Origin of the sequence: Piscinibacter sp. XHJ-5, assembly GCF_029855045.1 — a bacterium.
Classification (GTDB): domain Bacteria; phylum Pseudomonadota; class Gammaproteobacteria; order Burkholderiales; family Burkholderiaceae_C; genus Albitalea.
Genome location: NZ_CP123228.1, coordinates 3136971 through 3162477 on the forward strand (window position 1 = coordinate 3136971; position 25507 = coordinate 3162477).

31 protein-coding genes and 1 riboswitch are annotated in these 25507 nt (G+C 69.3%); of the genes, 11 read left to right on the forward strand and 20 right to left on the reverse strand.

Annotated features, from left to right (window positions below):
* Positions 1-3 precede the first annotated feature (3 nt).
* Positions 4-819 (reverse strand): mechanosensitive ion channel domain-containing protein, encoded by an 816-nt coding sequence (locus P7V53_RS14780; RefSeq protein ID WP_280156231.1) that lies wholly within the window; start codon positions 817-819, stop codon positions 4-6.
* Between the two features lie 113 nt (positions 820-932).
* On the opposite strand from P7V53_RS14780, the gene P7V53_RS14785 reads away from it, so the two are divergent.
* Both P7V53_RS14785 and P7V53_RS14790 read left to right on the forward strand, forming a co-directional pair.
* Complete coding sequence (locus P7V53_RS14785) at positions 933-2090, forward strand: glycosyltransferase family 1 protein (RefSeq protein ID WP_280156232.1); 1158 nt, start codon at positions 933-935, stop codon at positions 2088-2090.
* Entirely contained in the window at positions 2080-2610 is a 531-nt protein-coding gene (locus tag P7V53_RS14790) for a phosphatase PAP2 family protein (RefSeq protein WP_280156233.1), read from the forward strand. Before P7V53_RS14785 ends, P7V53_RS14790 begins: the two co-directional genes overlap by 11 nt.
* Here P7V53_RS14790 and P7V53_RS14795 read toward each other — a convergent pair.
* Positions 2515-3372 (reverse strand): polysaccharide deacetylase family protein, encoded by an 858-nt coding sequence (locus P7V53_RS14795; RefSeq protein ID WP_280156234.1) that lies wholly within the window; start codon positions 3370-3372, stop codon positions 2515-2517. The two genes, P7V53_RS14790 and P7V53_RS14795, sit on opposite strands and share 96 nt — an antisense overlap.
* Positions 3369-4547: a glycosyltransferase gene (locus P7V53_RS14800; RefSeq protein WP_280156235.1), complete on the reverse strand. Its 1179-nt coding sequence runs from the start codon at positions 4545-4547 to the stop codon at positions 3369-3371. The genes P7V53_RS14795 and P7V53_RS14800 overlap by 4 nt, the downstream gene beginning before the upstream one ends.
* Before the next feature lie 103 nt (positions 4548-4650).
* On the opposite strand from P7V53_RS14800, the gene P7V53_RS14805 reads away from it, so the two are divergent.
* The 5 genes from P7V53_RS14805 to P7V53_RS14825 all read left to right on the forward strand — a co-directional run bounded on the left by P7V53_RS14805 (position 4651) and on the right by P7V53_RS14825 (position 7590).
* Positions 4651-5103, forward strand: a complete 453-nt coding sequence (locus P7V53_RS14805; protein WP_280156236.1) for a PA2169 family four-helix-bundle protein — start codon at positions 4651-4653, stop codon at positions 5101-5103.
* 33 nt (positions 5104-5136) lie between these two features.
* Positions 5137-5817: a DUF4142 domain-containing protein gene (locus P7V53_RS14810; protein ID WP_280156237.1), complete on the forward strand. Its 681-nt coding sequence runs from the start codon at positions 5137-5139 to the stop codon at positions 5815-5817.
* A 91-nt stretch (positions 5818-5908) separates the two neighbouring features.
* On the forward strand, positions 5909-6880 hold the full coding sequence (locus P7V53_RS14815; protein WP_280156517.1) for a DNA topoisomerase IB: 972 nt from the start codon (positions 5909-5911) through the stop codon (positions 6878-6880).
* Between the two features lie 41 nt (positions 6881-6921).
* On the forward strand, positions 6922-7407 hold the full coding sequence (locus tag P7V53_RS14820; protein ID WP_280156238.1) for a DUF6265 family protein: 486 nt from the start codon (positions 6922-6924) through the stop codon (positions 7405-7407).
* 9 nt (positions 7408-7416) lie between these two features.
* Positions 7417-7590: a hypothetical protein gene (locus tag P7V53_RS14825; RefSeq protein WP_280156239.1), complete on the forward strand. Its 174-nt coding sequence runs from the start codon at positions 7417-7419 to the stop codon at positions 7588-7590.
* Between the two features lie 44 nt (positions 7591-7634).
* Here P7V53_RS14825 and P7V53_RS14830 read toward each other — a convergent pair whose 3' ends face one another.
* The 6 genes from P7V53_RS14830 to P7V53_RS14855 form a co-directional block, all read right to left on the reverse strand.
* Positions 7635-8330, reverse strand: a complete 696-nt coding sequence (locus P7V53_RS14830; RefSeq protein ID WP_280156240.1) for a DUF4142 domain-containing protein — start codon at positions 8328-8330, stop codon at positions 7635-7637.
* 61 nt (positions 8331-8391) lie between these two features.
* A complete protein-coding gene (locus P7V53_RS14835; protein WP_280156241.1) occupies positions 8392-9345 on the reverse strand; it encodes a glycosyltransferase family 4 protein in 954 nt (317 codons plus the stop codon).
* Positions 9338-10414 carry a glycosyltransferase family 9 protein gene (locus P7V53_RS14840; RefSeq protein WP_280156242.1) on the reverse strand — a complete coding sequence of 359 codons (1077 nt, stop codon included), beginning with the start codon at positions 10412-10414 and terminating at the stop codon, positions 9338-9340. The genes P7V53_RS14835 and P7V53_RS14840 overlap by 8 nt, the downstream gene beginning before the upstream one ends.
* Positions 10415-11542 carry a glycosyltransferase family 9 protein gene (locus tag P7V53_RS14845; protein ID WP_280156243.1) on the reverse strand — a complete coding sequence of 376 codons (1128 nt, stop codon included), beginning with the start codon at positions 11540-11542 and terminating at the stop codon, positions 10415-10417. It abuts the gene before it with no gap.
* Positions 11539-12288 (reverse strand): HAD family hydrolase, encoded by a 750-nt coding sequence (locus P7V53_RS14850; protein WP_280156244.1) that lies wholly within the window; start codon positions 12286-12288, stop codon positions 11539-11541. Before P7V53_RS14850 ends, P7V53_RS14845 begins: the two co-directional genes overlap by 4 nt.
* Before the next feature lie 87 nt (positions 12289-12375).
* A complete protein-coding gene (locus tag P7V53_RS14855; RefSeq protein ID WP_280156245.1) occupies positions 12376-12780 on the reverse strand; it encodes a hypothetical protein in 405 nt (134 codons plus the stop codon).
* A gap of 219 nt (positions 12781-12999) precedes the next feature.
* Here P7V53_RS14855 and P7V53_RS14860 point away from each other — a divergent pair, with 219 nt between their 5' ends.
* Positions 13000-13287, forward strand: coding sequence for a hypothetical protein (locus tag P7V53_RS14860; RefSeq protein ID WP_280156246.1), 288 nt, complete (start codon positions 13000-13002; stop codon positions 13285-13287).
* Positions 13288-13346: 59 nt separating this feature from the next.
* On the opposite strand, the gene P7V53_RS14865 is transcribed toward P7V53_RS14860, so the two are convergent.
* Together P7V53_RS14865 and P7V53_RS14870 are read right to left on the reverse strand one after the other, a co-directional pair.
* Positions 13347-13700 (reverse strand): hypothetical protein, encoded by a 354-nt coding sequence (locus P7V53_RS14865; RefSeq protein WP_280156247.1) that lies wholly within the window; start codon positions 13698-13700, stop codon positions 13347-13349.
* A gap of 105 nt (positions 13701-13805) precedes the next feature.
* A complete protein-coding gene (locus P7V53_RS14870; protein ID WP_280156518.1) occupies positions 13806-14072 on the reverse strand; it encodes a GlsB/YeaQ/YmgE family stress response membrane protein in 267 nt (88 codons plus the stop codon).
* A gap of 359 nt (positions 14073-14431) precedes the next feature.
* Between P7V53_RS14870 and P7V53_RS14875 the strand changes: the two genes are divergently transcribed.
* Positions 14432-16129 carry an ATP-binding protein gene (locus P7V53_RS14875; RefSeq protein WP_280156248.1) on the forward strand — a complete coding sequence of 566 codons (1698 nt, stop codon included), beginning with the start codon at positions 14432-14434 and terminating at the stop codon, positions 16127-16129.
* A gap of 12 nt (positions 16130-16141) precedes the next feature.
* On the opposite strand, the gene P7V53_RS14880 is transcribed toward P7V53_RS14875, so the two are convergent.
* Together P7V53_RS14880 and P7V53_RS14885 are read right to left on the reverse strand one after the other, a co-directional pair.
* Positions 16142-16498, reverse strand: coding sequence for a response regulator (locus P7V53_RS14880; protein WP_280156249.1), 357 nt, complete (start codon positions 16496-16498; stop codon positions 16142-16144).
* Between the two features lie 485 nt (positions 16499-16983).
* Positions 16984-17502 carry a hypothetical protein gene (locus P7V53_RS14885; RefSeq protein ID WP_280156250.1) on the reverse strand — a complete coding sequence of 173 codons (519 nt, stop codon included), beginning with the start codon at positions 17500-17502 and terminating at the stop codon, positions 16984-16986.
* 160 nt (positions 17503-17662) lie between these two features.
* On the opposite strand from P7V53_RS14885, the gene P7V53_RS14890 reads away from it, so the two are divergent.
* On the forward strand, positions 17663-17848 hold the full coding sequence (locus tag P7V53_RS14890; protein ID WP_280156251.1) for a CsbD family protein: 186 nt from the start codon (positions 17663-17665) through the stop codon (positions 17846-17848).
* A 193-nt stretch (positions 17849-18041) separates the two neighbouring features.
* Positions 18042-18365, forward strand: coding sequence for a plasmid stabilization protein (locus tag P7V53_RS14895; RefSeq protein ID WP_280156252.1), 324 nt, complete (start codon positions 18042-18044; stop codon positions 18363-18365).
* A gap of 94 nt (positions 18366-18459) precedes the next feature.
* On the opposite strand, the gene P7V53_RS14900 is transcribed toward P7V53_RS14895, so the two are convergent.
* From P7V53_RS14900 to P7V53_RS14930, 7 genes are all read right to left on the reverse strand, one after another.
* Positions 18460-18942 (reverse strand): glycine zipper 2TM domain-containing protein, encoded by a 483-nt coding sequence (locus tag P7V53_RS14900; protein WP_280156253.1) that lies wholly within the window; start codon positions 18940-18942, stop codon positions 18460-18462.
* Positions 18943-19102: 160 nt separating this feature from the next.
* Positions 19103-19663 carry a TMEM165/GDT1 family protein gene (locus P7V53_RS14905; protein WP_280156254.1) on the reverse strand — a complete coding sequence of 187 codons (561 nt, stop codon included), beginning with the start codon at positions 19661-19663 and terminating at the stop codon, positions 19103-19105.
* A gap of 5 nt (positions 19664-19668) precedes the next feature.
* Positions 19669-19862: riboswitch (yybP-ykoY riboswitch) on the reverse strand.
* 25 nt (positions 19863-19887) lie between these two features.
* Positions 19888-20883 carry a LacI family DNA-binding transcriptional regulator gene (locus tag P7V53_RS14910; protein WP_280156255.1) on the reverse strand — a complete coding sequence of 332 codons (996 nt, stop codon included), beginning with the start codon at positions 20881-20883 and terminating at the stop codon, positions 19888-19890.
* 136 nt (positions 20884-21019) lie between these two features.
* Positions 21020-21835, reverse strand: coding sequence for a PEP-CTERM sorting domain-containing protein (locus P7V53_RS14915; protein ID WP_280156256.1), 816 nt, complete (start codon positions 21833-21835; stop codon positions 21020-21022).
* A 392-nt stretch (positions 21836-22227) separates the two neighbouring features.
* On the reverse strand, positions 22228-23340 hold the full coding sequence (locus P7V53_RS14920) for a hypothetical protein (RefSeq protein WP_280156257.1): 1113 nt from the start codon (positions 23338-23340) through the stop codon (positions 22228-22230).
* A 13-nt stretch (positions 23341-23353) separates the two neighbouring features.
* Positions 23354-24226: a ThiF family adenylyltransferase gene (locus P7V53_RS14925; protein ID WP_280156258.1), complete on the reverse strand. Its 873-nt coding sequence runs from the start codon at positions 24224-24226 to the stop codon at positions 23354-23356.
* Positions 24227-24319: 93 nt separating this feature from the next.
* Positions 24320-25150, reverse strand: a complete 831-nt coding sequence (locus tag P7V53_RS14930) for a hypothetical protein (RefSeq protein WP_280156259.1) — start codon at positions 25148-25150, stop codon at positions 24320-24322.
* Positions 25151-25507 lie beyond the last annotated feature (357 nt).

The window sequence follows — 25507 nt, forward strand, 5'->3', positions numbered from 1 at the left end:
GCGCTACGCCCCCTTGATCTCGTTCGCCCTCAGCTTCGCACCGACCCGATACGCCAGCTCGCTCGCCAGCTGCTGCCGCCGGGGCCCGCGCGCCTCGTGCCACACGGCCAGTTCGTAGGCCGTGGCGGGCCCGCCGAGCGCCGTGATCAGCGCTTCGGGGGCCGGCTCCGGGAGCACCTGCGGATGCTCGCTGGCCGCTTCGCACAGCAGCCGGCGCATCAGCTCGTGGTCGGTGCTGCTTTGCACCTGCACGGCGATGCGCAGGCGGATCGGCGTCTCCTCGTAGACCTGGTTGACCACGTTGTCGAGGATGAAGCGCTGGTTCGGCACGAGGATCGCCATGCGGTCGTTGGTGATCACCGTCGTGCGGCGCGCGCCGATCTCCTGCACGACCCCTTCGATGCCGCCGACCTCCACGCGGTCGCCCACCTTGATCGGACGCTCCAGCGTGATGATGAGTCCGCTGATGAAGTTGCTGACGACGTTCTGCAAGCCGAAGCCCACGCCCACGCCGACCGCGCCGGCCAGCACGCCCAGCGCCGAGAGGTTCAGGCCGGCGTTCTGGAGCACCAGCGCGTAGCCCGCAACGATCACCGTGTAGCGCACGATGGAGCCCACCGCCTGGCGCGTGCCGATGTCCAGGTGCTGCGCCAGCGCGTGGTTCACCATCCAGCGCCTCAGCCAGCCGGCGAGCCACCACACGAGGGCCAGCAGCAGCAGCAGCTTGAGCGCCGATGAGGCGCTCAGCGGCACGCCCCCCAGCGTGAACAGCGTGACGTCGAGCTGGCGGAGCCGCTCCAGTAGAAGTTGCCAGTCCATGACCTGCAAGGAGATGAGATGCCTGGCTTTCGAAGCACGCGGTGTGCCGCGCGCCGGGCGCGCAGGGTACGTCGATTGCTGAAATAGCACGTCGTCACCGATCGGAAACATTCGTGCACATCGCCTACGTGACCGAAACCTATCCGCCTGAGCTCAACGGCGTGGCGCTGACCGTCGAACGCACCGTGCGGCATCTGCGCCAGCACGGGCATCAGGTCGAGCTGATCCGCCCGCGTCAAGCCGGCGAGGCGGCCCTGGAATCGCGCACGGAGCTGCGCACCGCGGGATGCCCGATTCCCATGTATCCGGACCTGCGCATGGGCCTGGCCGCCAGCGGCACGCTGAAGCGCCGCTTCGAGCGCACCCGGCCGCAGATCGTGCACATCGCCACCGAAGGACCGCTCGGCTGGGCTGCACTGCGCGCGGCCCAGGCCTTGCGATTGCCCGTGAGCTCGGATTTCCGCACCAATTTCCACCAGTACAGCCGGTACTACGGATTCGGCTGGCTGTCGCCGGTGGTCCACGACTACCTGCGGCGCTTCCACAACCGAACCCAGAGGACCTTCGTGCCGACGCGGGCGCTTCGCGATGAACTGACCGCCGCCGGCTTCGAGCGCCTCGATGTCGTGGGCCGCGGCGTCGACACCGCGATGTTCAGCCCCGGCAGGCGTTCCTCGGTCCTGCGCGAGCAATGGGGCGCCGGCGAGGGCCCGGTGCTGCTGTACGTGGGACGGCTTGCCGCCGAGAAGAACGTCGCGCTGGCGCTGTGCGCCTTCGAGGCGGTGCGCCTGCAGGCGCCGCAGGCGCGCATGGTGGTCGTGGGCGACGGGCCGCAGCGGCAACGCCTGCAGACCGAGTTTCCGCATGCATGCTTCGTCGGCGTGCAGCGCGGCGAGGCGCTCGCCGAGCACTATGCCTCGGCCGACCTGTTCCTTTTCCCGAGCTTGTCGGAGACCTTCGGCAACGTGACCCTCGAAGCCCTGGCCTCGGGTCTGCCGGTGGTGGCCTTCGATGTCGCGGCCGCGGCCGAGCATGTCGAGGACTGCGACAGCGGACAGCTCGCGCCGCCGGGAGACGACAAGGCGTTCATCGCGGCCGCCTGCAGCCTGGCGTGGCAGCACGAGCACCTCGCGGCGGTTCGCGAGAACGCGCGTGCCGCGGCGCTGCGCGCGAGCTGGAAGGACGTGCTGACCCGCTTCGAGTCACGCCTGGCCGACACGGTGGCCCGCAGCGCGGGCGCCACCGCCGAGGAGGCCGCCTTTGCTGCTTGATGGCCGTCGCCGCCTGTGGACCGAGCGCGAGCGCACGGTCGCGCTGTGGCTGCATCGCGGCGCCGACAGCCCCGCCGTGCTGGCCACGCTGCTGCTGGTGAGCCGGCTCGGCGATGGCGTCCTCTGGTACGTCATGGTCGCGACGCTGCCCTTCTGGGGCGGACCCGAGGGCTGGAAATGCGCGCTGTACATGGTGGCGCTGGGCGTCGTGAACTTCGTCTTCTATTCCGCGCTGAAGCAGCGTGTCGCGCGCCCCCGGCCGTCGGTGTCCTGTCCGGGCATACGCGCCTGCTGCCGCGCTCTGGACGAGTTCAGCTTCCCGAGCGGGCACACCACGCACGCCGTCGCATTCGCCCTGCTGCTGGGGCACTACTACCCGGCGCTGGCATGGCCGCTGTGGGGCTTCGCCGTGCTGATCGCCCTGTCACGCGTGGTCCTCGGGTTGCACTTCCCGAGCGACGTCGCGGTCGGCGCGACGATCGGGGCGGTCACCGCCGGGTTCATGCTCGTCGTGGTCTAGACCAGTTCCCATCAGGTCCCAGTCGGTGCTGATGCGGAAGCGGTCGGCGACATCGGCCAGCGTGCCGGGACGCCGGCGCGCCACGTTGGCCTCCAGCACGCGCTGCCACGAGCGCAGGATCGCCGGATGGTCTGCATCGCTGGGGTGGAGCTCCAGGCGCAGCAGCGGGTTGTGGCGCAGCACGGCCGCGACGGCGGCGTTCCAGGCCAGCGAGGTCTGGCGCCGCCACGCGCTGGCGGTGCTGTAGACCACGCTCTGGCTGACCAGCTGGCGGCGATCGGGCAGCAGCACCAGCCGGCGCAGCGTGCAGGTGTAGCTCAGATCGACCCAGCGCAGCGCCTCCCACGTGCCTTCGCTCATCAGCCAGGCCGGTGCGACGAAGCCCCTCAGCACGAAGGCGTGGCGCTCGAACCAGCGCATGCCGGCGGTGATGCGTCGTGTCGCGTCGGTCATCGACAGCGCGGCGAACTCGCCTTCGCCGCGCGTGTAGTGGCGCCGCTTCACGTGGTCGACGATGTTGTGCGGCTCGCCGTCATCGACGTGCGTGTAGCCGTGCAGCGCGAGCTCGTCGCCGCGTGCGTAGCGCCCCGCGATCCATTCGATGAAGGCGGCCGAGGGCGGCGCCAGGTGATAACGCGGCACCACCAGCAGCGTGACGGGCAGGCCGGGCGCGACCTCGTCGATCGCCTTGAGCAGGCGCTGGCACGCCGGCTGCGTTGCCGGTGCCACGTCGTGCACCACCACCGCCAGCGAAGGCTTCATTGAGGCAGGCCGGCCGGCGAGCGACGCGGCGGCGACATGCCGCGTTCCTTGCGTGCACCGCCGCGCAGCAGATGGCGGTAGTGCATCAGCTGCAGCGGCAGCATCTGGTTCCAGTCGTACGACTCGGCACGTTCGCGTGCGCGGCGCGACAGCTCGGTGCGGTCCTGGCAGAACAGGCACGAGATCGCCTGGGCGAAGCTGTCGCTGCGGCCGTTGTGCACGGCCACGCCCACGCTGTTGTCCACCAGCTCGGCCAGGCCTTCTGCCGCGCGTGCGATGACGGGCGTGCCGCAGGCCATCGCCTCGAGCACCGACAAGCCGAAGGTTTCCTGGTCGCCGGCGTGCACGAAGGCATCGGCGCCGGCCAGGGCCCGCGCCAGCTGCATCGGCTCGGCGATGAACGGCCGCACGATCACCCGGTCGCCCGCCGGCGGCGCGGGGCCTGCGCCGATGGCCAGCATCACGTAAGGCGGGCCGAGCCGGCGCACCGCCTCGGCCAGCACGTCGAGGTGCTTCTCGGGTGCGAACCGGCCGGCGTACACCAGCACGCGCGCGTCGTCGGGCAGGCCCAGCCGCTGGCGCCATGTCCGGCTGGCCCGCGCCGGATGAAACGCCTGCGTGTCCACGCCCAGCGGCTGGCAGGCGACCTGCTCGACGCCCCAGTCGAGCAAGCGCCGCTTCATCGCCTCGCTGGGGGCGAACACCAGGTCGAAGTGGCGATAGAGGCGGCGGGCGTAGCGCCGCGCCGCCGCCGCGGCAGCGCGAGCCAGCGGGCCGGCGAACTGCGCGGCGAGCAGCTCGAGGTTGGAATGGCAGAACGCCACCGCCGGAATGCCCAGCGTGTCGGCGGTGTCCAGCACCGCCCACGCCAGGCGGTACGGGTCGCCCGCTTCGATGACGTGCGGGTTGAGCGCCTCCAGCGAAGACGCCAGGGCGCGCCGACGCAGCGGCAGGCGGTAGCCCCCGCAGCCGGGCAGTCGCACCGCCGGCAGCGGCGCGATGCCGGGCAGGTCCGCCACCGGCGCTGCGATGGTGTGGCGCCAGCCGGTGTTGCGCGTGATCCAGGCGTGCTTGGCCAGCAGGTAGCGGCGCACGCCGCCGCCGGTCGCGCTCCAGAACATCGTCGCGTCGACCACATGCGTTCCTGCCGCGACATCGGCGAAGAGGCCTTCCATGAAGGCCGGCGCGGCAAACGGCGTGCCGCTTCGCACCCGGGAGCCGTGCGTTGGGCACGCTGCCTGCCTCATGTCTCTACCGCATCAACGAAAGGACCTCACCATGTCCAACGATGACATCGTCGACACCTTGAACGACCTGATCGAGACCTCCAAGGACGGGGAGTACGGCTTCACCGCCTGCGCCAAGCACACTTCCTCGAGCGAGCTGCGCTCGCTGTTCCTTCAGCGCGCGGCCGAATGCAAGACCGCCGCGGCCGAGCTGCAGCCGTACGTCGTGCAGTACGGCGGCAAGGCCGACGTCGGCGGCAGCGCCTCCGGCGCCTTGCATCGCGGCTGGGTGGCGGTGCGCGGCTCGCTGGTCGGCTTCTCCGACCAGGCCATGCTGGACGAATGCGAGCGTGGCGAGGACGCCGCGCTGGCGCGCTATCGCAAGGCGCTGAAGCAGGAGCTTCCCGAGCCGCTGCTGGCGCTGGTGCAACGCCAGGAGCTGGGGGTTCAGCGCAACCACGACCAGATCAAGGCGCTGCGCGACCGTGCCAAGCAGCAGCTGTAGGAAGTTCCGAACCGTTTTACCCGGGGAGTTGAGATGAAGACGACGCACACCGCCGCTGCATCGGCGATGGCGCTGGCCGTCGCGTTGGGACTCGCGGGCTGCAAGGACCGCAGCGAGCGGGTCGCTTCGCAGCCCGGCAACACCGACGCCAGCGTCGCGCAGACGAAGGCGCCGACGGCTGCGGGGCGCGATGCGGCCCCGGCGCAGCTGCCGGGCGAGATGGTCCGGAGCCAGCCCACCGCCGCGATCAGCGGCGCCGCGGCGACCGCGCCGCTGCCCGCTGCCGACATCGACTTCGTCACCAAGGCGGCCGAAGCCGGACAGTTCGAGGTGGAAGTCGCGAAGGTCGCGGCCGACAAGGCCACCGATCCGGCCATCAAGACCTTTGCCAGGATGCTGGTCGACGATCACAACGCGGCGAACGAGAAGCTGCGTCAGATCGCGACGGGCCACAGCCTGGCGCTGCCCGCGTCGCTGCCGCAGGACAAAAAGCGCGAGCTCGAGCAGCTGGCCACGCTGTCGGGCCCCGAGTTCGACCGCCGCTTCGTGAAGATGGTTGGCATCGGTGACCACCGGCACGACATCGGCGAGTTCGAGAAGGCGAGCCAGGCTGCACAGAGCCCGGATGTCAAGAACTTCGCGCAGAGCACGCTGCCCACGCTGAAGAAGCACCTCGAGGCCGCGGAGAAGCTCCCGGGCGCTGGCAAAGGCTGAGCCACGCTTGGACGCCATCGCTTCACCCGCGACGGTCGCCCGGGCGCAGCGTTCGCCGAAGCGGCTGGTGGTCGGCGGCGGCGCGCCGGACGTGAAGGCGCCGGCGGGGCTGGTGTACGTCACCGACGCGATGCCGGGCATCAGGCGCGTACGCCGCGGCGAGCGCTTCGCCTACCGGCTGCCGGACGGCAAGCCGCTGCGCGATGCCACCGCGCTGGAGCGCATCCGCAAGCTGGCGATCCCGCCGGCGTACACCGATGTCTGGATCTGCCCGCTGCCGCATGGCCACCTGCAGGCCACGGGGCGCGACGCGCGCGGGCGCAAGCAGTACCGCTACCACGCCGAATGGCGGCTGGCGCGTGATGCCGACAAGTTCGCCCGCATGCTGGAGTTCGGCTGTGCGCTGCCGCGCATCCGCCGCCGCGTGCAGCGCGACCTGGCGCGGCCTGCCAACGGCCATCCGGACCGCCACGCGGTGCTGGCCGCGCTGGTGCGCCTGCTCGACACCACGCTGCTGCGCATCGGCAACGACGAATACGCGCGCACCAACGGCTCGTACGGCCTGACCACGCTGCGCAACCGGCACGCGGCGGTGCAGGGCAGCAGCCTGCGGCTGCGCTTTCGCGGCAAGCACGGCATCGTCCACGACGTCTCCATCGAGGATCCGCGGGTGGCGCGCATCGTGCGCCGGTGCCAGGCGATGCCGGGGCAGGAGCTGTTCGAGTTCGAGGACGACGACGGCAGCATCCGCTGCGTCGGGTCGGCCGATGTCAACGACTACCTGCGCGAGGCCAGCGATGCCGACTTCACGGCCAAGGACTTCCGCACGTGGCATGCGACGGTGCATGCACTCGCCCTGGTCCGGCAGGGTCGCGCGGCCCCCGACATCCTGGGAGAGGTCGCGAAGCGACTCGGCAACACCGTGGCGGTGTGCCGCAAGTCGTACGTGCACCCCGGGGTGCTCGAGCAGGCCGGCCAGCCTTGCGCAGCCGCGGCGGGCAGCCGCCGCACCGGCCTGTCGGCGGCGGAGGCGCAGCTGCTCGAATTCCTCGCGACGGCCTGATGGCGCAGCGTCATACTGCGGCCATCCCACGGAGGGTCGCCATGGACCGTCGCATGCTGCTGCTTCTCGCCCTGCTGGTCGTCGTGCCGGTGCGCGCCGAGGACACCGCGCTCACCCGTCTCGGCTGGCTGGCGGGCTGCTGGCGCAGCGAGTCCGGCGATGCCGGCTCGGGCGAGCACTGGATGCCGCTTGCCGGCGGCACCATGCTCGGCATCGGGCGAACGGTGAGGCAGGGCCGCACCGTGGAGCACGAGTTCCTGCAGATCCGCGAGGTCGATGGTCGGCTCGTGTACATCGCGACCCCGTCGGGGCAGAAGACCGCCATGTTCACGGCCGCGCGCGTCGGCGACGGCGAGGTGATGTTCGAGAACCCCCAGCATGACTTCCCGCAGCGCATCCTTTACCGCCGCGAAGGACAGAAGCTGCATGCTCGCATCGAGGGGATGCGCAACGGGGCGCCGCGGGGGATCGACTACCCGATGCAGCGGGTGCCTTGCGACGGGCTTGCTGGCACACCGTCGTCATGAGGAACCACCATGAATCCACCTGACCCTGCGCCCCCCGACAAGTCGCATCAGCCCGCCCCTGTCGACCTCAGCGAGGAATCGATCGCCGGCGAAGAGGATCCCGGTGCCGCGCTCGACACCGAGCCGGATCCGCCGGCGCCTCGGGCCGCTCCCTCTCCCGCCGGCGGGTCAGGGCAGGGGTGAGGGGCGGCCCACGGGCGGCCCACGGCCGGCCCTCGTCCCCGCGCTCACTGCTTGGGCGTGGTGCCCTTGGCCTTGCCGGTGCCGCTCGCGCTGACGTCGCCGTCCTTGGACGTCGTCGACTTGAGGTCCTTGGCCATCTGCAGGTGGTGCTGCAGCGTGGGAAGCGTCTTGGTGGCGAACGCCTTCACCTGCGGGTCGGCGGCGCTGGTGGACGCCTTCTGGAACAGCTTGACCGTGTCCTCGTGCGCGGCCACGCCCATGCTGTCGGCATAGCGGCGGTCGAAGCTCGCACCGTCGGCCGACTCCAGCAACTTGAGCTTGGCCTTCTGTGCCACCGAAGGCTCCGTGGGCAGCGCGACGCCCTTGGCGGATGCCAGCGCCTTGAGCTCCTCGTTCGCCTTGGTGTGGTCGTCGACCATCTGCTGGGCAAAGCCCTTCACCTGCGTGTTCGACGCCTTGCTGACGGCCAGCTTGCTGCTCTCGACCTCCGCCAGGCCGCCTTGTGCCGCCTGCTTCAGGAACGCGACATCGGCGCTCGCGAGCTTGCCGGCATCGCCCTTGACTGCGCTCTTGGCATCGGCTTCGCTCTTGCCGGCCTGCGCGGCCGCCTTGCCGCTGGAGCCCGTCGAGCCGGTGTTGCCGCCCGTGGCGGCGGGGCCGGTGCCCTGCGCCGAGGCGAGTCCGGCCAGCGAGAGCGCCAGCACCGTCGAGAAGAACGTACGCGTAGCGATCGGCTTCATGGGTACACCTCCGGGGAAAAATGGGACAGATGCTGGGCACGCGGCAAGGGCCGTACCCGGCTCACACCGCGACGCTGCGCAGCGCATCGCTCCAGTCGGCCGCGAAACGGCGGATGTTGAAGCGCTCCAGTGCCACCCGGCGCGCGTTGTCGCCCACCCGGCGCGCCTCGGCAGGATCTCGCAGCAGCCGCTGCATGGCGTCGATGAGGCGATCGACGCGCGTGTCCACGAACCCGCTGTCGCCGTCGACGATGACGGTGGGCAGCTCCGTGGTGGCCAGGCCGACGATCGGCATGCCGACCATCATCGCCTCGATGACCGACAGGCCGAGGCTGGTGTAGCGGATCGGGTGGAAGAAGAAGCGGTGGCTGGCCATCAGCGCGGGCAATGCGTCCTGCGCCACCTCCCCGATGCCGCCGGCGATGCGCTCGGCCCCCATCCCGGCCAGCGTGAGCGGCACCTGCCGCCGCACCTGCTCGTAGACATCGGCGCCGAGCCGGCGACCGCGGCGATCCAGGTTGTTGACCACCACCAGCCCGGTCTCGAGCTCGCCGCGCCAGCGTGCCTCGGCCAGCGGCAGCACGCCATGCTCGATGACGCGGGTGGGCGTGCTGCCCGAGTCCCACATCAGCGCATTGAAGTGGGTCACGTGCACCAGCAGCACCTGCGGGTCGTCCACCCAGTGCCTGGTGTTCGTCGGATGCTCCTGGGGCGGGTCGTGCTCGAGATAGATGCGCGGCAGGCACATCTGTGCCGGGCTCAGGATGCGGTACTGCTCGCTGTCGTAGGCCTCACGCGACTGGAACAGCACGACGTCGAATTCCATCTGCGCGATGCGCTCCACCGGTGCCTCGTGCACGTTGTCGCCCCACGGCAGGCGACCGCTGCGCCCCGTGTGGTGAGTGGAGCGCTCGGCGTCGGTGACCAGGTAGAAGTCGTGCGGGACCTGCGTGAGGTAGTAGAGGTAGTTGCCGTGGACGTGCCACGTGAGCACGCGCAGCCGCCGCTCAGGCATGCTCGGCTTCCGCCACCGGCTCGGTGTGCGTGGTCGCGATCACCATCTCCGGCGTGATCGCCTTGGCGCACTCGTGGTCGTACGGGCAGCGCACGAAGCTGCAGGGCCGGCACGGCGTCAGCTGCCACAGCACGGTGTGGCGCTCGCGGTTCAGCGGCGCCCACCGCGACACGTCGGCGCCAGAGCTGACCACGACGCTCTCGGTTCCCAGTGCGGCCGCGATGTGCGAGATGCCGGTGTCGTTGCAGACGACCAGCCGGGCGTGCTCCACCAGCGCCCCCAGCGTCCAGAGCGAGGTCTTGCCGCACAGGTCGATCGCCGGGTGGCGCATGGCCTGCGCCACCTGGCCGGCCAGCGCCGCTTCTGCGGCGGTGCCCGTCAGCACGATGGTGCAGCCGCGTGCGGCGAGCGCGTCGGCAACTTCCGCGAAGCGCTCGGCAGGCCAGCGCCGCGACGGCAGCTGGGCGCCGGCGTGCACGCACACGTAGGGGTGGGCACCGTAGGCGCCCGGCCACATGCCGGCGAGCTCGATGCGGTCGGTGTCGTTGAGCGGGAACTCCAGCGCATCGCCGCAGCGCGGCAATCCCAGGCTGTCGACCAGCGTCAGCAGCCGATCGATCTCGTGACCCTGCGACGGCCACGGAACGAACAGGTCCGGCTCCGGCGTGTAGCTGCCAGGCTCGACGAAGCCGGCGGTGTGGCGTGCACCGCAGGCGGCCATCAGCGGGTTGGTGATGCGGCCGCTGCCGTGCATCTGCAGCAGCAGGTCGAACTGCTGCGCCTGCATGTGCTGCAGGAATTGCGGAAGCGCCGCGATGTCTGCGATGGATTCGGGCAGCCCGGGAAAGCCGGGAAACTCGATGAAGCGGTCGACCATCCACAGCCGCTGGGCCAGCTCGCGGGCCCACGGAAGCCCGATCAGGGTGAGCTCGGCATGCGGCCAACCACGCTTGAGCGCGCGCAGCGCCGGCACGGCGCACAGCAGGTCGCCCAGCATCAGCGCGCGAAAGACGCCGATGCGCTGCGGCGCCGGCTCGCCGCGCCAGGACGCGCTGAGGTCGCCGCCCACTCAGCCTCCCGCCATCAGCGGCGCCACCGGCCGGTGCGTGTGCGGGCTCAGCGGCACGCCGGGCAGGGTGCGGATGAGGTCCAGTGCGGCGCCGGCAACCTCGCCGGGGTCGACGCGCTCGAGGCAGTCGTGGTGCTTCTCGGGACACACGCTCTTCAGGCAGTTGCGGCAGGGCACGTCGTGGTTCAGCACCCGCGAGGACACGCGCCACGGCGTGTGCTGCGGATTGGTCAGCGCATACAGCACCGCGACCGGCGTGCCGACGGCCGCGGCGATGTGGACCGGCCCGCTGTTGTTGCAGACGATCACCTGGGCGCCGGCGATCAGGGCGGCCAGCTCGCCCAGGCTCAGCTGGGCGGCGAGCGAGACGCCCGGATCCTCCATGCGCGACTGCGCCGCTTCGATCAGCGGCTTCTCGTCGGCGCCGCCGGTGAACACCACCTGGCAGCCGGTTTCGTCGACGATGGCCTGCGCCGCGATGCCGAAGCGCTCCGCCGGGTAGCGGCGCGAAGCGGCGGTGGCGCCGGGATGCACGACGACGTACGGACGCAGCAGGTCGCCGCCGGCCTCGACGAACTTGCGCCGCATGCTCAGCACGTCGGCGGCCGGATAGCGGAACTGCATGCGCTCGTCACAGGCGTGAAAGCCCACCGAGCGCACCAGGTCGAGCTGGCGCGTCACCTCGTGGCGCATGCCCGTGGCGCAGACCTCGGCGTCCTGCACCCAGTGCGTCAGCAGCTCGTACGGGTTCTCGCGGCTGTGCGCGAGCCGCAGCGGAATGCCGGCCATGCGGCACATCAGCGCCGCCGGCAGCGCGCTCTGCGTGCAGACGGTGAAGATGACGGCGGCGTCGAAGGCCCGTCGGGACAGCTCGTCGACCAGGCGGCGGTCGGCCAGCGGGTCGCGGCTGCCGGCGCCCTTGGTCCACGGCGCGTCGTAGACGATGGCGTCGTCCAGCGCCGGCACGTGGCCCAGCGTCGCCGCGCCCGCCCGCGACCCAAGCAGCGTGACCTTCACCCCGGGGCTGCTGTGCTTCATCGCCGCGATCGCGGGCGAGGTCATGATGACGTCGCCGAGGTTGTCGAGTCGCACCGCGAGGATGTTGCGGGCGGCCAGCCAGGCGGTCATGAAGGGCTCCCCTGCAGGGTCGGCCCCTGCCCGCGTGCGCAAGGCAATGGCGGACGGCGAGGCACCGTGCCGGCGCGGCGCACGCCACGCGCATCCGGTGCTTCCGGCGGCGGCAACTCGGCGGGCAGCATGCTGCGCTCTGCATCGTCGGCCTGCACGATGGCTCGCGCCGCCTCGAGCAGGTCCGCTGCTTTCACGTGCGGCGTGCGAAGCGGGGACATGCGCCACACCGTCTCGTGGCCGACGTCCAGCATCACCGTGCGGCAGCCGGCGCGCCGGCCGGCCTCTACGTCGTCCAGGATGTCGCCGATCATCCACGAGCGTTTCAGATCGAGAGCGTGGGCGCGCGCGGCCTGGCGCAGCAGGCCCGGGGCCGGTTTGCGGCACAGGCAGCCTTGCACGGGGCCGGCGGGGCCGGGGGCATGCGGGCAGGCATAGAAGTCGGTGAGTCGCACGCCGTCGCGCTGCATCATCTCGGCCAGCGCCAGCTGAAGCCGCGTGAGGGCGCTGCGCGTGAACAGCCCGTAGGCCAGCCCGGGCTGGTTGGTCACGACGATGAGCTGGAAGCCCCTGTCGGCCAGCAGTCGCAGGCCTTCCATCGCGTGGGGCGTGAAGCGCAGCTTCGCGGGGTCCACGTTGTGCGGCACGTTCTCGACCAGCGTGCCGTCCTTGTCGATGAAGACCGCGCGCTGCTGCGGCGGCGTGACCGGCGGGCCCCCCAGGCCGGTGAAGATCGCGCTCGTCAAGACTGCACCCTCCCGTGAGCCTTCGGCGCATGCGGCCGAAGCGCTGTCGGTGCACTCATGGCAAGCGCCATGCCCGCATGTCGGGTATCAGCTTGCGTCGTCGTCCTCGTCGTCGTCTGGAACGGCGAAGTCGTCTGCATCGGTGAGCTCGGCGAATTCGAGCTCGGCCTCGGCCGCGACGTCTTCCGACGCGTCGGCTTCGTCGGCGAGGCTGCGGATGCTGTCGGGCAGGATGTCGGCGCCTTCGCCGCCTTCCTCGTCGGTGAGGGCGGCTCCGCGCTCACCGGTCCCGCCGGAGTCGGAGTCGCTGCCGAGACCCGGCTGCACCTGTCCGGCGATCGGGTTGTCGAGATCGATGGGAGGCGCGAGCTCGAGCTCGCCTTGCACGTCGCTGCCGCTGTCCGACGTGTCGCTGGGTCCCAGTGTCTCGACGTCCCGACCCTCGGCTTGCGTGGGCGCGCGATCGGCGCCGGTGATGCTGCTGCGTGCCATGGTGATGGCTCCTGGCTTGAACACCTTCCGCAGGCAGCAAACGCGGTGCCTCGCACGCGCTCCGTCGCCGTGCATGAAATGCATGCGCTTGCAGTTATGCAACGGCGCGACATGTCGTGGTGACAACGCTGGGGACGGTGGGCGGGGGCGTGGTCACGGGCATAGGCATTGCCCGAACACGGTCGTGCATCCCGCACTCAACGCTCCAAGGAGGTCTTGATGAACCAGCGAAACCGTCAGAACCAGGCAGAGCAAGGTCAGCAGCGCGACGCGCAACGCGAACAGCAGCAAGGCGGCGGCAGCTCGGGCCAGCAGAACACCGAGCGAGACCGCGGCGGCCAGGCGAGCCAGTCGGGCCAGGGATCGCGCCAGAACCGCGAGAGCGGCGCCGACCGCCAGAGCAGCGACTCCGACATGGACCGCTCGAGCGCCGGCCAATCGTCGCGCACGCAGCAAGGCGGCTCGCCCCGCTCGCCGTCCAGCGACGATGACAGCAGCCTCGAATAAGCGGGGATGAAAAGAAGAAGCCCGCCGGCATGCCGGCGGGCTTTTTCATTGCACGCTTGTCAGCGCGACGATGAGGTCAGCTTGCTCAGGATCACGCCGGCCAGCACGCCGACGGCCACCGCGGTCAGCGGGTTGTCGCGCACATACGTGCGCGCCGAATCGACCCACTCGTCCTCCAGCTCGCCGAACTGATCGGCCTTCTGGCGCAGCGTCTGGCTCGCGTTGTTGGCGCTGCCGCGAAGCCGCTCGAACGCCGGTCCCGCCTTGGCGGCCAGCTTGTCGATGGCTTCGTGGGCGGCCTGCGCGGCCCGGTCGACGGTCGAGTAGCCGCGCTCCACTGCAGCGTCTGTCGCATCGGCCATGCGGTCGGCAACCGCATCGGCGGTGCCGCCCACACTGGTGTTGGTGTCCATGGTGTGCTCCTAGGAAGTTGACGAACAGGCGTTCCGCCACGCGGCCGCACGGCGGCAACGCGGCGGAACTCGAATCGGAGATCGATCAGCTATGACGAGGAGGCGTCAGCGCACCCTGCCGCGGCGGAACAGGTTGACGATGCCCAGCAGCACCACCGCGCCCAGCAGCGAAACGACGAATGCCCCGACGCTGAAGCTCTGATTGATGCTTGGAACCCCCACCAGCGGCGAGATCAGCCAGCCGGCCACTGCCGCACCGATGATGCCGACGACGACATTGAGGATGACACCCTGCTGCGCGTCGGTGCGCATGATCATGCTGGCGATCCAGCCGACCAATCCGCCCACTATCAGCCAAACGATGAAGTTGATCATGGAAGTGGTCCTTTCATAGGTCGATTGCGGGAAACCGGCCACCACCACAGACGGCAAGGGGGCCTCCAGGGATAGCGGCAAATGGCATGCCGCTGGGCGGCATGCCATTGCCGCTTACGGTGGGATGTCGCTCCCCCAGGCCCTCCGGGAGGGGGCTCCGGCATGAGTCACGAAGGAGCGTGTCCCGCGGTGGCGAGTGTGCGTGAATTGCATGGCGCTGTAAGCGCTGCCGCATGCGGCGGGGGGAATCACGGTGCCCGTGGTAGATCCGGCGCATTGGCTCGGGAAAAACCCGGGCATGCCGCTTGCGCATTACCCCTTCAGAGTGCCAGCAGCAAGCAACACGGACCACCCGCATGAGGTCAGAGGCCGAAGACGCAGAAATCAGGGACAAGCGACGACGCTCTTCGGCAAAGGAGGGCGCATCGGCGGGAGGGACCGGCTCGCGCCGCTCGGGTGCCAAGCATGCCTTCGAAGCGCACTTCCAGCGCTTCGCGGAAAGCAGCGACGACGTCTTCTGGCTGGCCGATCTGACACATCAGTGCCTTCTCTACGTGAGCCCGCGGTTCGAGCAGTTGTGGGGCGTGCGCGCGGACCGGCTGATGAGCGATCCGACGCAATGGAACCGCGCGGTGCTGACGCCCGACGGCAAGAGCTTGCCGACGCCGTTCTTTGCCGACGATCCGGCCCATGGCGAGATGGTCCGCGAGTACCGGATCAAGGCGCGGGGCGGTGACACCCGCTGGATCCGCGATCGGCGCTTCTACCTTCGCGACGGGAGCGGCCGCACCTTGCGCATCGGCGGCATCGCCGAGGACGTGACGGAGCGCAAGCAGCGGGAGATCGAGAACGAGGAGCTGCTGGCGCGAGAGCGCGAGGCTCGCGGCCAGGCGGAGACCGCCGCGTCATCGAAGGATGAGTTCGTGGCGGTGGTGACGCACGAGCTGCGCTCACCCTTGAACGCGATCCGCGGCTGGGCGCACGTGCTGCGCCACAGCGGCGGGCTCAACGCGACGCAGCTGAAGGCGCTGGATGCCATCGACCGCAACACGCAGGCGCAGGCGCACCTAGTCGATGATCTGCTCGACAGCCAGCGCATTCTTTGCGGCAAGCTTCAACTCGACCTGCAACGCATGCCCCTGGCGAACGTGCTCGAGGAAGCGTGCGAGTCGGTGCAGCCGGCTGCGCAGCAGAAGCGCATCCGGCTGGACGTGACGCACGATGCGGCCATCGGCATCGTGCGCGCCGATCCCGAGCGGCTGCGACAGGCCGTGGTCAAGCTGCTCGCGAACGCGGTCAAGTTCACGCCCGAGGACGGCATCGTGACGCTGTGCAGCCGCCGCGGGCCGGAGTCGTTGTCGATCGAGGTCAAGGACACGGGCGTCGGCCTGGAGCCGGCGCAGCTGCCGTTCGTGTTCGAACGCTTCCAGCAGGCGGACAGCTCGAGCACCCGCCGCGCCAGCGGCCTCGGCCTGGGGCTGACGCTCGCGCAGCAGCTCGTCGAGCTGCACGGCGGTCGAATCTCCGTGGACAGTGCCGGCGCGGGACAGGGCACGACCTTCACCATCGAGCTGCCCGAGCACCTGAGCGAGAAGACCGCCGACACGCCGGTCAGCGCACCCCAGTTTGCCTCGCCCCTCGCGGGCAAGCGCATCGTCATCGTCGAGGACGATGCGGACGGACGCGAGGCGCTGGGACTCATCCTGAGAGGAGCCCGCGCCGAGCTGCACAGCTTCGACCGCGCGGCGACCGCCTACGACTACCTGCTGCACGCGCCGCGACAGGAACTGCCCGATGCGCTCATCTCCGACATCGCGATGCCCGACGAAGACGGCTATGCGTTCATCCGCCGCGTTCGCGAGATGGAAGGCGGGGAGCGCCGACCTCACGTGATCGCGCTGGCGTTGACGGCGTTCTCGCGGGTCGAGGATCGCATGCGCGCGCTGGCCGCCGGCTTCGACGCCCATGTGGCCAAGCCGATCGATCCGGATCGCGTGCTGCGCACGCTGATCGACGCGTTGCAGGACACCGATCCGCATCCGTCGAGCGCCTGAGCGCCCGGCGCGTCAGGGCGCGCGGCTGTCGTCCAGGAAGCTCTCTATCACTTCCGGGTCCACCGGCTTCACGAGGTGAGCATCGAAACCCGCCTCGGCGGTTCGCTCGCGGTCCGACGGCTGACCATAGCCGGTCAGCGCGGCCAGGACCATGTCGCGGCCGAACGGAAGCTCGCGCAACAGCCTGGCCACTTCGTAGCCGCTCATCCCCGGCAGGCCCAGGTCGCAGAACACGACCTCGGGACGGAACACGGCTGCCACGCGCAGGCCACCGACGCCATCGCCGGCCGTGCGGGTGTCATGCCCGGACAAGGCGAGCAATTGAGCCAGCGATTCGGCAGCGTCCAGGTTGTCGTCGATCAGGAGCACGCGACGTGATTTGCTCATTGGGGATTGGGTCTCCTCGCTCGCGGGCTTGTGCACCCGCCGCACCGTGCGCGGCAAACGAGGTGCCAGCGAGGGGTGGAAGGGACGCGGGGGAGCGTCCCGTGAAAGACCCTGCTGCCCCGGTAAGTTCTGCACAGCAAATTACGAGCATTTCCAGGATTTGCCGAAGGTCTTTACCCGAGACGCTTCTCGCTTCCCGGGCGCCATGCGGGCCGACGCCCGGTGAAGACGGTTATCGAGCGCGGCCTGGCTGGCTGGTACAGCGATTGCTGTTAATGCCGGCAAGGAGTGACTGGCGCAAGTCGTTCACAAGACGTGTTGCGCGGACCCTCCACCCGTTTTCCCGGCTCGAGCATCCAACTGCGACGCTCCTCCCCCCTTCCTCCCGACTCATTGGGCGACGTGGGCTCGAGACGGTGTTTTCTTCTCAACCGCCGCGCTGGTCGCGGCGGTTTTCGTTTCAGGGCTCAGCGGTAGACGTCCAGCCCGCGATGGTCGCGCCAGGCCTGCTCGAAGTGCTCGGCATCGGCCTCGGAGCGCGGCTTCACGCCCATCAGGATGCCGCCTTCTCGCACGCCTTGTTCGTAGCGCTTGACGCGTTCCTCCGGGATGCCCCAGCCGATCAGCGCGCCGACCAGGCCGCCGGTCGCTGCGCCCGCGCCCGCTCCGGCGAGCGCCGCTGCCACCGGGCCCGCCACCACCAGGCCGAGGCCGGGGATGGCGATGCTGGTTCCGATGGCCGCGATGGCCGCTGCGATGGCTCCGAGCGTGCCGCCAATGGCCCCGCCGATGCCGGCGCCTTCCGCGGCCTTGCTGCCGAGTTCCGTGGCTGCGCCGGCGTTGTCGAAGTGCTGGCGACGCGTCTCGTCGGACATGACGACGTTGACGTCGTCGCGCGTATACCCGCGGTCCGTCACGGCTTGATACGCCCGTTCTGCGCTTTCGCGGTCGCGGAAGAGCCCGGTCACCATGGTCGATTCAGCCATTTGAAATACCTCCTGCAGGAATGCCGACGAAGACCTCGGCGATCGCTGCATGCGCAGCAATCGCGACGCCCGCCTTGCTGGCCCGGGCCCGCGGTTTGCCCGCCGATGGAGCATGGGGCCGAGGGCCTCGTTTCTCCACCGATGAGTGAAAGGAATTGCCATGAACAAGGACCAGATCAAGGGACGCGTGGACCAGGCAAAGGGCAAGGTCAAGGATGCTGCCGGTGACCTGACCGGCGACAAGTCGCTCGACGTCGAAGGCAAGATCGACCAGGCCAAGGGCAAGGCCCAGGCCGAAGTGGGGGACATCAAGGAAAAGGCGAAGCGCAAGGCCGACAAGCCCTGAGGCCTGATGGCACACGACACGCCGCCGGGGCCGCAGCCTGAGCCGCTGCAGCCCCCGAAGCCGCCCGGTCCGGAAATTCCGCCACCCGGCGTCGATGATCCGCAACCCTCCGACAACCCGGTGCCGGTGCGCGAGCCGCCGGTAATGCCCACGCCGATGTCAGGCGCCGGACGCTGATTCGAAAGGAGCTGCCATGCCCAGGTCGTGGAGCGACAAGCGTGAACGCCAGTACGAGCACATCAAGGAAGGCCTGCTCGAGCGCGGCAAGAAGGAAGACGTGGCCGAGGAGATTGCGGCCCGCACGGTGAACAAGGAGCGTGCACAGCACGGCGAGGCCAAGGAAGCGAGCCGCACCTCGATCGAGGACATGCCCGCCAGCCGCCGCGGCGGCCTGCACTCGCACAGCGGCGAGCGCGGGCGGACCTATGCGCAGCTCTACGAAGAAGCCAAGGCCCACAACATCAAGGGACGCTCCGGCATGACGAAGGCCGAGCTCGAGAAGAAGCTCAACCACTGAGAGGACTGCACCACGATGCTGCTCGCCTGATCGATCCGTCTGCAAAAAGCACAACGGCAGCCCCTTCGGGCTGCCGTTGTGTTGGTGGGTCGGGTTACCAGCGCTGCAACTGATTGCCTTCGACGCGCACGCGGTCACCCACGCGCAAGCCGTTCACGTCGTAGTAGTCGAACGAGCGGAAGTCGCCGTTGTCGAGCCGCACGTCGACCTGGTAGTAGGCCTGGCCGCCGGAGCGGTTCTCCTCGATCTTGTTGCCGGCCACGGCACCGCCCACGGCGCCGATGGCGGTGGCCGCGGTGCGGCCGGATCCGGAGCCCACCTGGTTGCCCAGCGCACCGCCGATCACCGCGCCGAGGATCGCGCCCGCACCGGACGACCGGCGTGCCGTCTCGTGCTGCTGGATGTTGCGCACGTAGCCGAACTGCGCCGCCTCGGTGGACGACGACGACGAGGAATACGGCGAGGCGCCGATCGTGCCGGACGCAGGCGGCGCCGTGTTCTCGCTCACCGAAGAGCAGCCGGCGGCGAGGACCAGTGCCGATGCAACGGCGCTGAGGGTCATCAACTTGCTTGTCATGCTGGAACTCCTTTGCCTTGACAGTGCATGAATGGCCACCTTCGCTCTGGCGGCATGTCATGCTGGCATTCGCAGCCTGGGGCGGTCTGCCGGGGAGGACTGATTCGGCGGTCGGGCAGGGGAGCGCACCGCTGTGCGCGATCGCCTACAAGGCCACGGCCTACGAATAGAGCAGCGTCGCGACACCCAGGAGCGCGAAGACGAGCGCGGCGCCGCGGTGCATCCACGCGATGGGCAGCCGGCCCGAGAGTCGGTCGCCGAGAAGCACGGCGGGCACGTTCGCGATCATCATGCCGAGCGTCGTCCCGGCCACCACGCCCCACATCGCCTGCTCTCGCGCGGCGAGAGCGACGGTGGCGATCTGCGTCTTGTCGCCCATCTCGGCAATGAAGAAGGCGACGAGGGTGGTCACGAACACGCCTCGCGACGAGCGCGGCGGCGCATCGTCCTCGTCGAAGCGGTCGGGCACCAGCGTCCACAGCGCCATGGCGATGAAGCCGATGCCCAGGATCCAGCGCATCAGCTGGGGTCCGGTCACGGACACGAGCCATGCGCCGAGTGCGCTGGCCAGCGCGTGGTTGATCAGCGTTGCCGCGAGGATGCCGGCGACGATGGGCCAGGGCTTGCGAAAGCGCGCGGCGAGGACGAGGGCGAGGAGCTGGGTCTTGTCGCCGATTTCGGCGAGGCCGACGAGGCCGGTGGCGATGAGAAAGGTGTGCAAGATCGGTTTCCAGGCCGGGCGAACCGTTCGACCACGAGCCTCCCCGGCCGAACCGGAGGCAACGTGGTCAAAGGTCTTGCCAAGCGCGGGAACCGCCTGCGCCATGGCTTGCATGAAGCCAAGTGTGTTGACGCAGGCCCCCTCCAGGATGCTCGAAGTGCTTCGGCAGGAAGGGCGGCTACTCCCCAATGACAGAGGCGATTGTACCGGCAGCCTTCGCGGCTTCAGCCGCGCGCCGTGGAACGTCTCTCGACGAGTTGCGGCTCGATCACCACGACCGACGGCACGCGCTCGCGCGTGATGAGCCCGTGCAGCTCGCGGATCACCGATTCGCCCTGCTGTCCGCCGCGCACGTCGACGCTGGTCAGCTCCGGCTCCAGCAGGCCGCACAGCGGCACGTTGTCGAAGCCCGCCACCCCGACCTCGTCGGGCACGTGAACACCGCGGCGCTGCAGCTCGCGCATGAAGCCGATGGCGATCATGTCGTTGTAGCCGACGACTGCGTCGGGCCTGAGCGCCGACTGGAACCAGGCATCGGTGGCAAGCCGCCCACCGTCCAGCGAGGGTGTCGACGATTCGCAGCGCTGCAGCGGCACGCCGGCCTCGGACAGGACGGCCGCCAGCCCTTCGGCGCGGTCCTCGCTCCAGCGCGAAGCGGCGTAGCCGGCGTACAGCACGCGCCGAAAGCCGCGTTCGAGCAGATGGGTGCCGAGCAGGCGACCGGCCACGCGGCCGTCGGTGCGCACGCAGGCGCAGCCGGGCTCCTCGAAGCGGCCGAACCACACGATGGGGCGACTTTGCTGCACCAGCCACTGCATCGCGGGCCCGGGCACGCGCGCGCTGACAGCAAGCCCGTCAACCCGGCTGGCAAGCGCCTGCAACTGCTGCAGCTCGGCTCCGGCACATTCCTCCAGGTCGACCACCATGAGGCTGTAGCCGAGCGCCAGCGCGACGCGGTTGGCGCCCTTGACCATGCTCGCGAAGTGCGGGTTGCCGATGTCGAGCACCGCCAGGCCCAGCGTACCCGTGCGCCCGGTGACCATGCTGTGCGCCGCCGGGTTGCGACGATAGGCCAGCGCCTCCACCGCTTCGAGCACGCGCGCTTCGACGCCGGCCGAGAAGCGCTGCTGGCGGTTGATGAACTTGGAGACGGTGGCGATGGAAACCCCGGCACGCGCGGCGACGTCGTGCAATGTGGTGGGGCGCTTGTCGTTGCTCATCGCGCCCATGGTCGCGGCATTTCCGCGGCTGGGGAAGGGGACTGTCCTGGGGAGGGTGTCCCGAAAAAAGGCGAAGCGCACTTCTTTCGAAGTGCGCTTCTCTCCTATCTCCTCCTGGCTATCGAGACGGCTCGCTTCAGACCTGCTTGCGACGGCGAGCGATGAACCCGACCGCGCCCAGCCCGGCCAGCAGCAGGGCATAGGTTTGCGGCTCGGGGATCACGCCCACGCCACGGATGTCGGCGCTGCCGGCCACGCAGAGCGGGCCGCCCGGGCACTCACCGGGATGCGGCAGCAGAACCGCGCTGAACGACGATCCGAGCTGGAAGTCCGCAAACGGGGCGCCGAACTCCGCCGGAACGGTGTTCGTGTTGAACGCCGTGTTGGCGAGTGCGCCGCCGCCGGCCGTGTTGCCGTTCGCCGAGCCCGTCAGGTCCACATCGGCCAGACCGGCGCCGGTGCCCGCCGGCGAGGTCGTGCCGATGGCGGTGCCGTGACCGGCGAAGGTGTTGCCGTCGGCATCGATCTCGTGCCCGGCGAGCGTCAGCCACAGCGCGCCGTTGGATGCGGCGGCGAGGTCGGCGCCCGAGTTCGCGCTGCCGAACGGATTGAAGTCGTTGTCAGCGCCGAAGCCCAGGTAGAAGTTGATCCAGCCGCCGCTGAACGTGACGTCCGAGGCCGTGAGGCTGGTCACCGTGTAGCCGCCGAAGGTGTAGGTCAGCTCGCAACCCGCGCACAGGTCGCTGATGTTGATCCCGTTGATCTGGGTCACTTCGCCGACGCCGCCCAACACGTCGCCCACATTGGCAACGACGTTTTCATAGACCGAGGCGACGGCGAAGTTGGCCCCACTGGGGACATTGAGGCCACCGATGTTCACTGTTTGCGCCATGGAGTAACTGGCGGCACTCAGTAAGACAGCGGCAGCCAAGGCGTGAAGTTGTCTCTTCATATTCCATTCCTTGTGCAAGGGTTGAAGACGAGTCCCGTCATTGGCTGACATACAGGGCCGTCGCCGCTGACGGCGAATGCGCGGTGACGACGCGTAACTTGGGCAACGACCATGCCTGAAGCGATTTCAAGCAGGGAACTCCCCCAGTTCGAGGGGGGTGGGTGCCGTGCTGCTTACCCGCCGGATACACGCACCGCGCTGCGCCTCGACTTACGGGCGAATCGTCGTCACGCATCGCATGCGCACAGCAGCTGACAAGGGCGACCTTGTCACGAGCTGCATCCGTCTGCGACCGCCTCCAGGGGATCAACCTGCATAAGTTGCAGTCAGTTGGTCCACCCCGGTAGTTCTTGCAGTCACCGGCCCGTCACGCGGCGCCGAAAGTGACTTTTCTACAGAGGCAATGCCGGCGAAACGAAGTGCTCGATCGGGGGTCGCTGCGTCACCACGCTCGGGGGCGCAGCGTGCCCCACGCGGAAGAACATGCACGCGCACTCGGCGCGGCCGCCGGTCAGGCGCTGCAGGCGATCGCGGATCTGCTGCTGCACTGCCTCCGACACCCATCCGCCACCCGGCCGCTGGTGCGCGAGCGCGATCGCCGCGGCCATCGGCTGGAATGCCAGGCCGGCGGCCGTCGCCGCAAGCCAGGCACGCTCCAGCGCCCGTCCTGCCCCCAGCGAGCGCAAGGACACGTTGGGTGCATCGCACAGGATCAGGCCGATGCGGGGAGCGAGCCGGCACGGCAGATCGGCGGCCCTCAGCGCCAGCGTGTGATGCACGCCCACCCGCGCCAGCGTGCGCATCAGCGGCCAGCGCGCCATCGCCGCGAAAGGCGCGCGCATCGGCGGCTCCACTTCGAGTGCTCCGGGTGGCAGGCCCTCGTCCGCGCTTTGCTGCCAACCCAGCTCGAATCGGATGGCGCTGAACAGTTCGTGGTGCAGCGCCTCGCGCCTGAAGCGCTCGCCCTCGGCGATGCGGATCGCCTGCAAGCCCAGGGAGCGATGACGCGTGTCGTCGAGCCACTGCAGGCGCGCACCCGGAATCGCCTCGGCCGCCGCGGTCATGCGGTCTGCGTCGACGGGGGCAACCGCTTTGCGGCGGAAGAAGCGACGGTTGGTGTGACGCGCCCCGATTGCCGCCTCCAGCGCATCGGTGGTCGGCGCGCAGGCGCTCCACACGCACTCGGCGATCAGGTCGGGCCGCGTCGGGTCGGGCAGCCAGCGGGTGGCCTGCAGCAGGCCCGAGGCGGCCGCGCGCAAGGTCATGTTCTCCACCACCGCGCCGCAGGCGATCAGGGCCAGTACCTTGCGATGCGGCTGCTCGGACCATGTGGGAAGGTCGGTCGACGCCAGCTGGACGCTGCCGGGACGCAGCTCGAATCGAACGTAGTGGCGGTTCTCAGCCGATGGCGCGGCGATGCCGGCCTCGAGGATGTGCCGCAGGCGATCGGGCGAAGGCATCACGCCGGGGTCGGCGCCGATTTCCAGGTCGAGAGGGACGCTCATGGCCGGCCGATGCTCAGGAGGGCTGCAGCCGCCGCTGCGCGATCGACAGCAGCAGCTTCTGCATCGGATTGCGATGCCCGCCCGGCCGCCAGGTGCGCCTCAGGCGGTTCTTGTAGGCATCGAAGTGCAGGCCCCACGGGGCGGCGATCACGTCGCCGCGGCGAAGGATCAGCTTCAGCACCTGGGCGGCCGCGATGCCTGCGCACAGCTGGACCGCGATGATGGTCGATGGCCCGCGGCGCTCGGCGAGGTTCACCCGCGACGGATCGGCGAGGTAGCCCATCTGCAGCATCGCCGGCGACAGCCCTACCAGAAAGCGCAGCGCCTGCTGCTCCTGCGACTGGCCCGAGAAGCCGAAGTAATCGTCGAAGCTCATGCCGCCGGGCACGAAGTTCAGCAGCGCCGCGCCCATGCCCAGCGGCGCCACCGTGGTGGCCGGAATGCCCTTGCGCGTGCATGCCGCGAAGACGCTTTCGCGCATCTGCAGCGCGAAGAAATCGAGCCCGTCGAGATAGACGTCGCCGTCGGCCAGGAAGGCATCGAGGTTGTCCGGCGTGAGGCCGTGCTCGAACGTGCGCAGGTCCAGCTCGGGGTTGATCTGGCGCGCCATCTCCACCATGACGTCGAGCTTGGGCCTGTCGATCGTGTCGACCGTGGCGCCGGCCTGGCGATTGAAGTTGGCAACCGAGAAGGTGTCGAAGTCGGCCACCGAGAAGGCGCCTATGCCCAGCCGCGCCATCGTCAGCAGGTAGATGCCGCCGACGCCGCCCAGTCCGGCGATGCACACACGCGAGCGCCGCAGGCGCTCCTGCTCGGACTCGGTGACCCAGCCGATGTTGCGCGAAAAGGCCGCCTCGTACGAGTAGGCAGGGGAGGGTGAGGTCATTGCGGGAATCGGCACGCCCATGGCAACACCGTGGCGCCCGGCAAACGGCGCGCCATCCCGCTCGGCGCGCGCCCGGTGAACGCCGCCGGTGCCTCAGCGGCGGCGCAGGCGGCCGACGATGCCGGCCTCTTCGGCGGGCGAGAAGAAGTACGGATAAAGCGACCGCTCGCCCTCGGCCAGGTGCTGCCGGCCGCCGAATTTCTCGATCTGCGCGTGCGCGTGGGCGAAATCGAGCGACATCAGGACCGCCGGCGCATCGACGCGCGGGTTCATGCGCTCGGGGCCTCTGACCACGAAGCCGAGCATGCGCTCGTAGTAGCGCACGTGGCGCGGATTGACCTCGATCAGCAGGTCCTGGTAGCGGTTCACGCGATGCGCGTAGATGTAGGCGACGTGGAACAGCGAGGCCAGCACGCGCTTGGAGCGCACCAGGGTGTCCATCGCGAGCTTGGTGAATTCGCAGACCTGGCGGTCGCTGCGGCGCAGCGTCTCGACTTCTTCGTGGAACAGCTCGTCCACGTTGAGGCCGGTCGGCGAATCGAAGCCGACGGTGATGGTCCCCATGACCTCGTCGTGCTCGCAGGCGGTCAGGGTGATGCGGTTGGGGGCAGGTTGCGGCAGGCCGTTGGTGCGGTAGCCGCGGGTGGCGTACATGCGGTCGATGAGGATGCTCGCCGAGCTGCGATAGCCGAACGAATCGGCAGCGCGGATCGTGAACAGCCGCTGGCTGCCTCCGATATCGGGAACATCGTTTGCAGCCGGCTGATCGAGCAGCATCGTCCGCAGGGAATGCGGCGTCTCGAACGGAACGCCGATGATGGTGCTGCCCTTCTCGTGCTCTTCCCGCAGGCGGGCGGCGGCAGGGGCGGGGTTGTGCGCCGAAAAGTGCTTGCGGACGGGTTGCTGCTGACTCGCGATTTGCATGTGACCCCTGGTGCTTTCGAATGGAACTCAATGGGCAGCCCGACGCCTGTGAAGAAGCTTCACATTCGTGAGGACCGTCGACGGTCTTCCTCCTGATGGGTTCGCGCACGTCTGCTGCGGACGTGCGCTGGCGCCTGTGCGGACTTGCGCGTCACCGGCCCCGGGTGGCGGTGACGATGCGCTGTTCCCTCATCGCGCTTGTGTGGGTTTCCCGTGAAATTCCGAGCAACCTCGATTGCGTACGAGCTTAGGCTAGAGAAATTTCCGGTGCAACAAATGAAGGGTTGCCATTTGTTCCCGCATCGTGTAATTGCTTCACTCCATCGCGAGGCAACTGACGCAGGCTGTCATTTCGAA

What these genes read in the sequence shown, in the direction of transcription:
- P7V53_RS14915 (WP_280156256.1), bottom strand. Translation starts at nt 21,835, where the DNA reads ATGAAGAGACAACTTCACGCCTTGGCTGCCGCTGTCTTACTGAGTGCC.
- P7V53_RS14830 (WP_280156240.1), bottom strand. Translation starts at nt 8,330, where the DNA reads ATGAAGCCGATCGCTACGCGTACGTTCTTCTCGACGGTGCTGGCGCTC.
- P7V53_RS14875 (WP_280156248.1), top strand. Translation starts at nt 14,432, where the DNA reads ATGAGGTCAGAGGCCGAAGACGCAGAAATCAGGGACAAGCGACGACGC.
- P7V53_RS14795 (WP_280156234.1), bottom strand. Translation starts at nt 3,372, where the DNA reads ATGAAGCCTTCGCTGGCGGTGGTGGTGCACGACGTGGCACCGGCAACG.
- P7V53_RS14890 (WP_280156251.1), top strand. Translation starts at nt 17,663, where the DNA reads ATGAACAAGGACCAGATCAAGGGACGCGTGGACCAGGCAAAGGGCAAG.
- P7V53_RS14900 (WP_280156253.1), bottom strand. Translation starts at nt 18,942, where the DNA reads ATGACAAGCAAGTTGATGACCCTCAGCGCCGTTGCATCGGCACTGGTC.
- P7V53_RS14800 (WP_280156235.1), bottom strand. Translation starts at nt 4,547, where the DNA reads ATGGAAGGCCTCTTCGCCGATGTCGCGGCAGGAACGCATGTGGTCGAC.
- P7V53_RS14860 (WP_280156246.1), top strand. Translation starts at nt 13,000, where the DNA reads ATGAACCAGCGAAACCGTCAGAACCAGGCAGAGCAAGGTCAGCAGCGC.
- P7V53_RS14810 (WP_280156237.1), top strand. Translation starts at nt 5,137, where the DNA reads ATGAAGACGACGCACACCGCCGCTGCATCGGCGATGGCGCTGGCCGTC.
- P7V53_RS14920 (WP_280156257.1), bottom strand. Translation starts at nt 23,340, where the DNA reads ATGAGCGTCCCTCTCGACCTGGAAATCGGCGCCGACCCCGGCGTGATG.
- P7V53_RS14805 (WP_280156236.1), top strand. Translation starts at nt 4,651, where the DNA reads ATGTCCAACGATGACATCGTCGACACCTTGAACGACCTGATCGAGACC.
- P7V53_RS14835 (WP_280156241.1), bottom strand. Translation starts at nt 9,345, where the DNA reads ATGCCTGAGCGGCGGCTGCGCGTGCTCACGTGGCACGTCCACGGCAAC.
- P7V53_RS14865 (WP_280156247.1), bottom strand. Translation starts at nt 13,700, where the DNA reads ATGGACACCAACACCAGTGTGGGCGGCACCGCCGATGCGGTTGCCGAC.
- P7V53_RS14820 (WP_280156238.1), top strand. Translation starts at nt 6,922, where the DNA reads ATGGACCGTCGCATGCTGCTGCTTCTCGCCCTGCTGGTCGTCGTGCCG.
- P7V53_RS14825 (WP_280156239.1), top strand. Translation starts at nt 7,417, where the DNA reads ATGAATCCACCTGACCCTGCGCCCCCCGACAAGTCGCATCAGCCCGCC.
- P7V53_RS14845 (WP_280156243.1), bottom strand. Translation starts at nt 11,542, where the DNA reads ATGACCGCCTGGCTGGCCGCCCGCAACATCCTCGCGGTGCGACTCGAC.
- P7V53_RS14930 (WP_280156259.1), bottom strand. Translation starts at nt 25,150, where the DNA reads ATGCAAATCGCGAGTCAGCAGCAACCCGTCCGCAAGCACTTTTCGGCG.
- P7V53_RS14855 (WP_280156245.1), bottom strand. Translation starts at nt 12,780, where the DNA reads ATGGCACGCAGCAGCATCACCGGCGCCGATCGCGCGCCCACGCAAGCC.
- P7V53_RS14925 (WP_280156258.1), bottom strand. Translation starts at nt 24,226, where the DNA reads ATGACCTCACCCTCCCCTGCCTACTCGTACGAGGCGGCCTTTTCGCGC.
- P7V53_RS14895 (WP_280156252.1), top strand. Translation starts at nt 18,042, where the DNA reads ATGCCCAGGTCGTGGAGCGACAAGCGTGAACGCCAGTACGAGCACATC.
- P7V53_RS14910 (WP_280156255.1), bottom strand. Translation starts at nt 20,883, where the DNA reads ATGAGCAACGACAAGCGCCCCACCACATTGCACGACGTCGCCGCGCGT.
- P7V53_RS14780 (WP_280156231.1), bottom strand. Translation starts at nt 819, where the DNA reads ATGGACTGGCAACTTCTACTGGAGCGGCTCCGCCAGCTCGACGTCACG.
- P7V53_RS14885 (WP_280156250.1), bottom strand. Translation starts at nt 17,502, where the DNA reads ATGGCTGAATCGACCATGGTGACCGGGCTCTTCCGCGACCGCGAAAGC.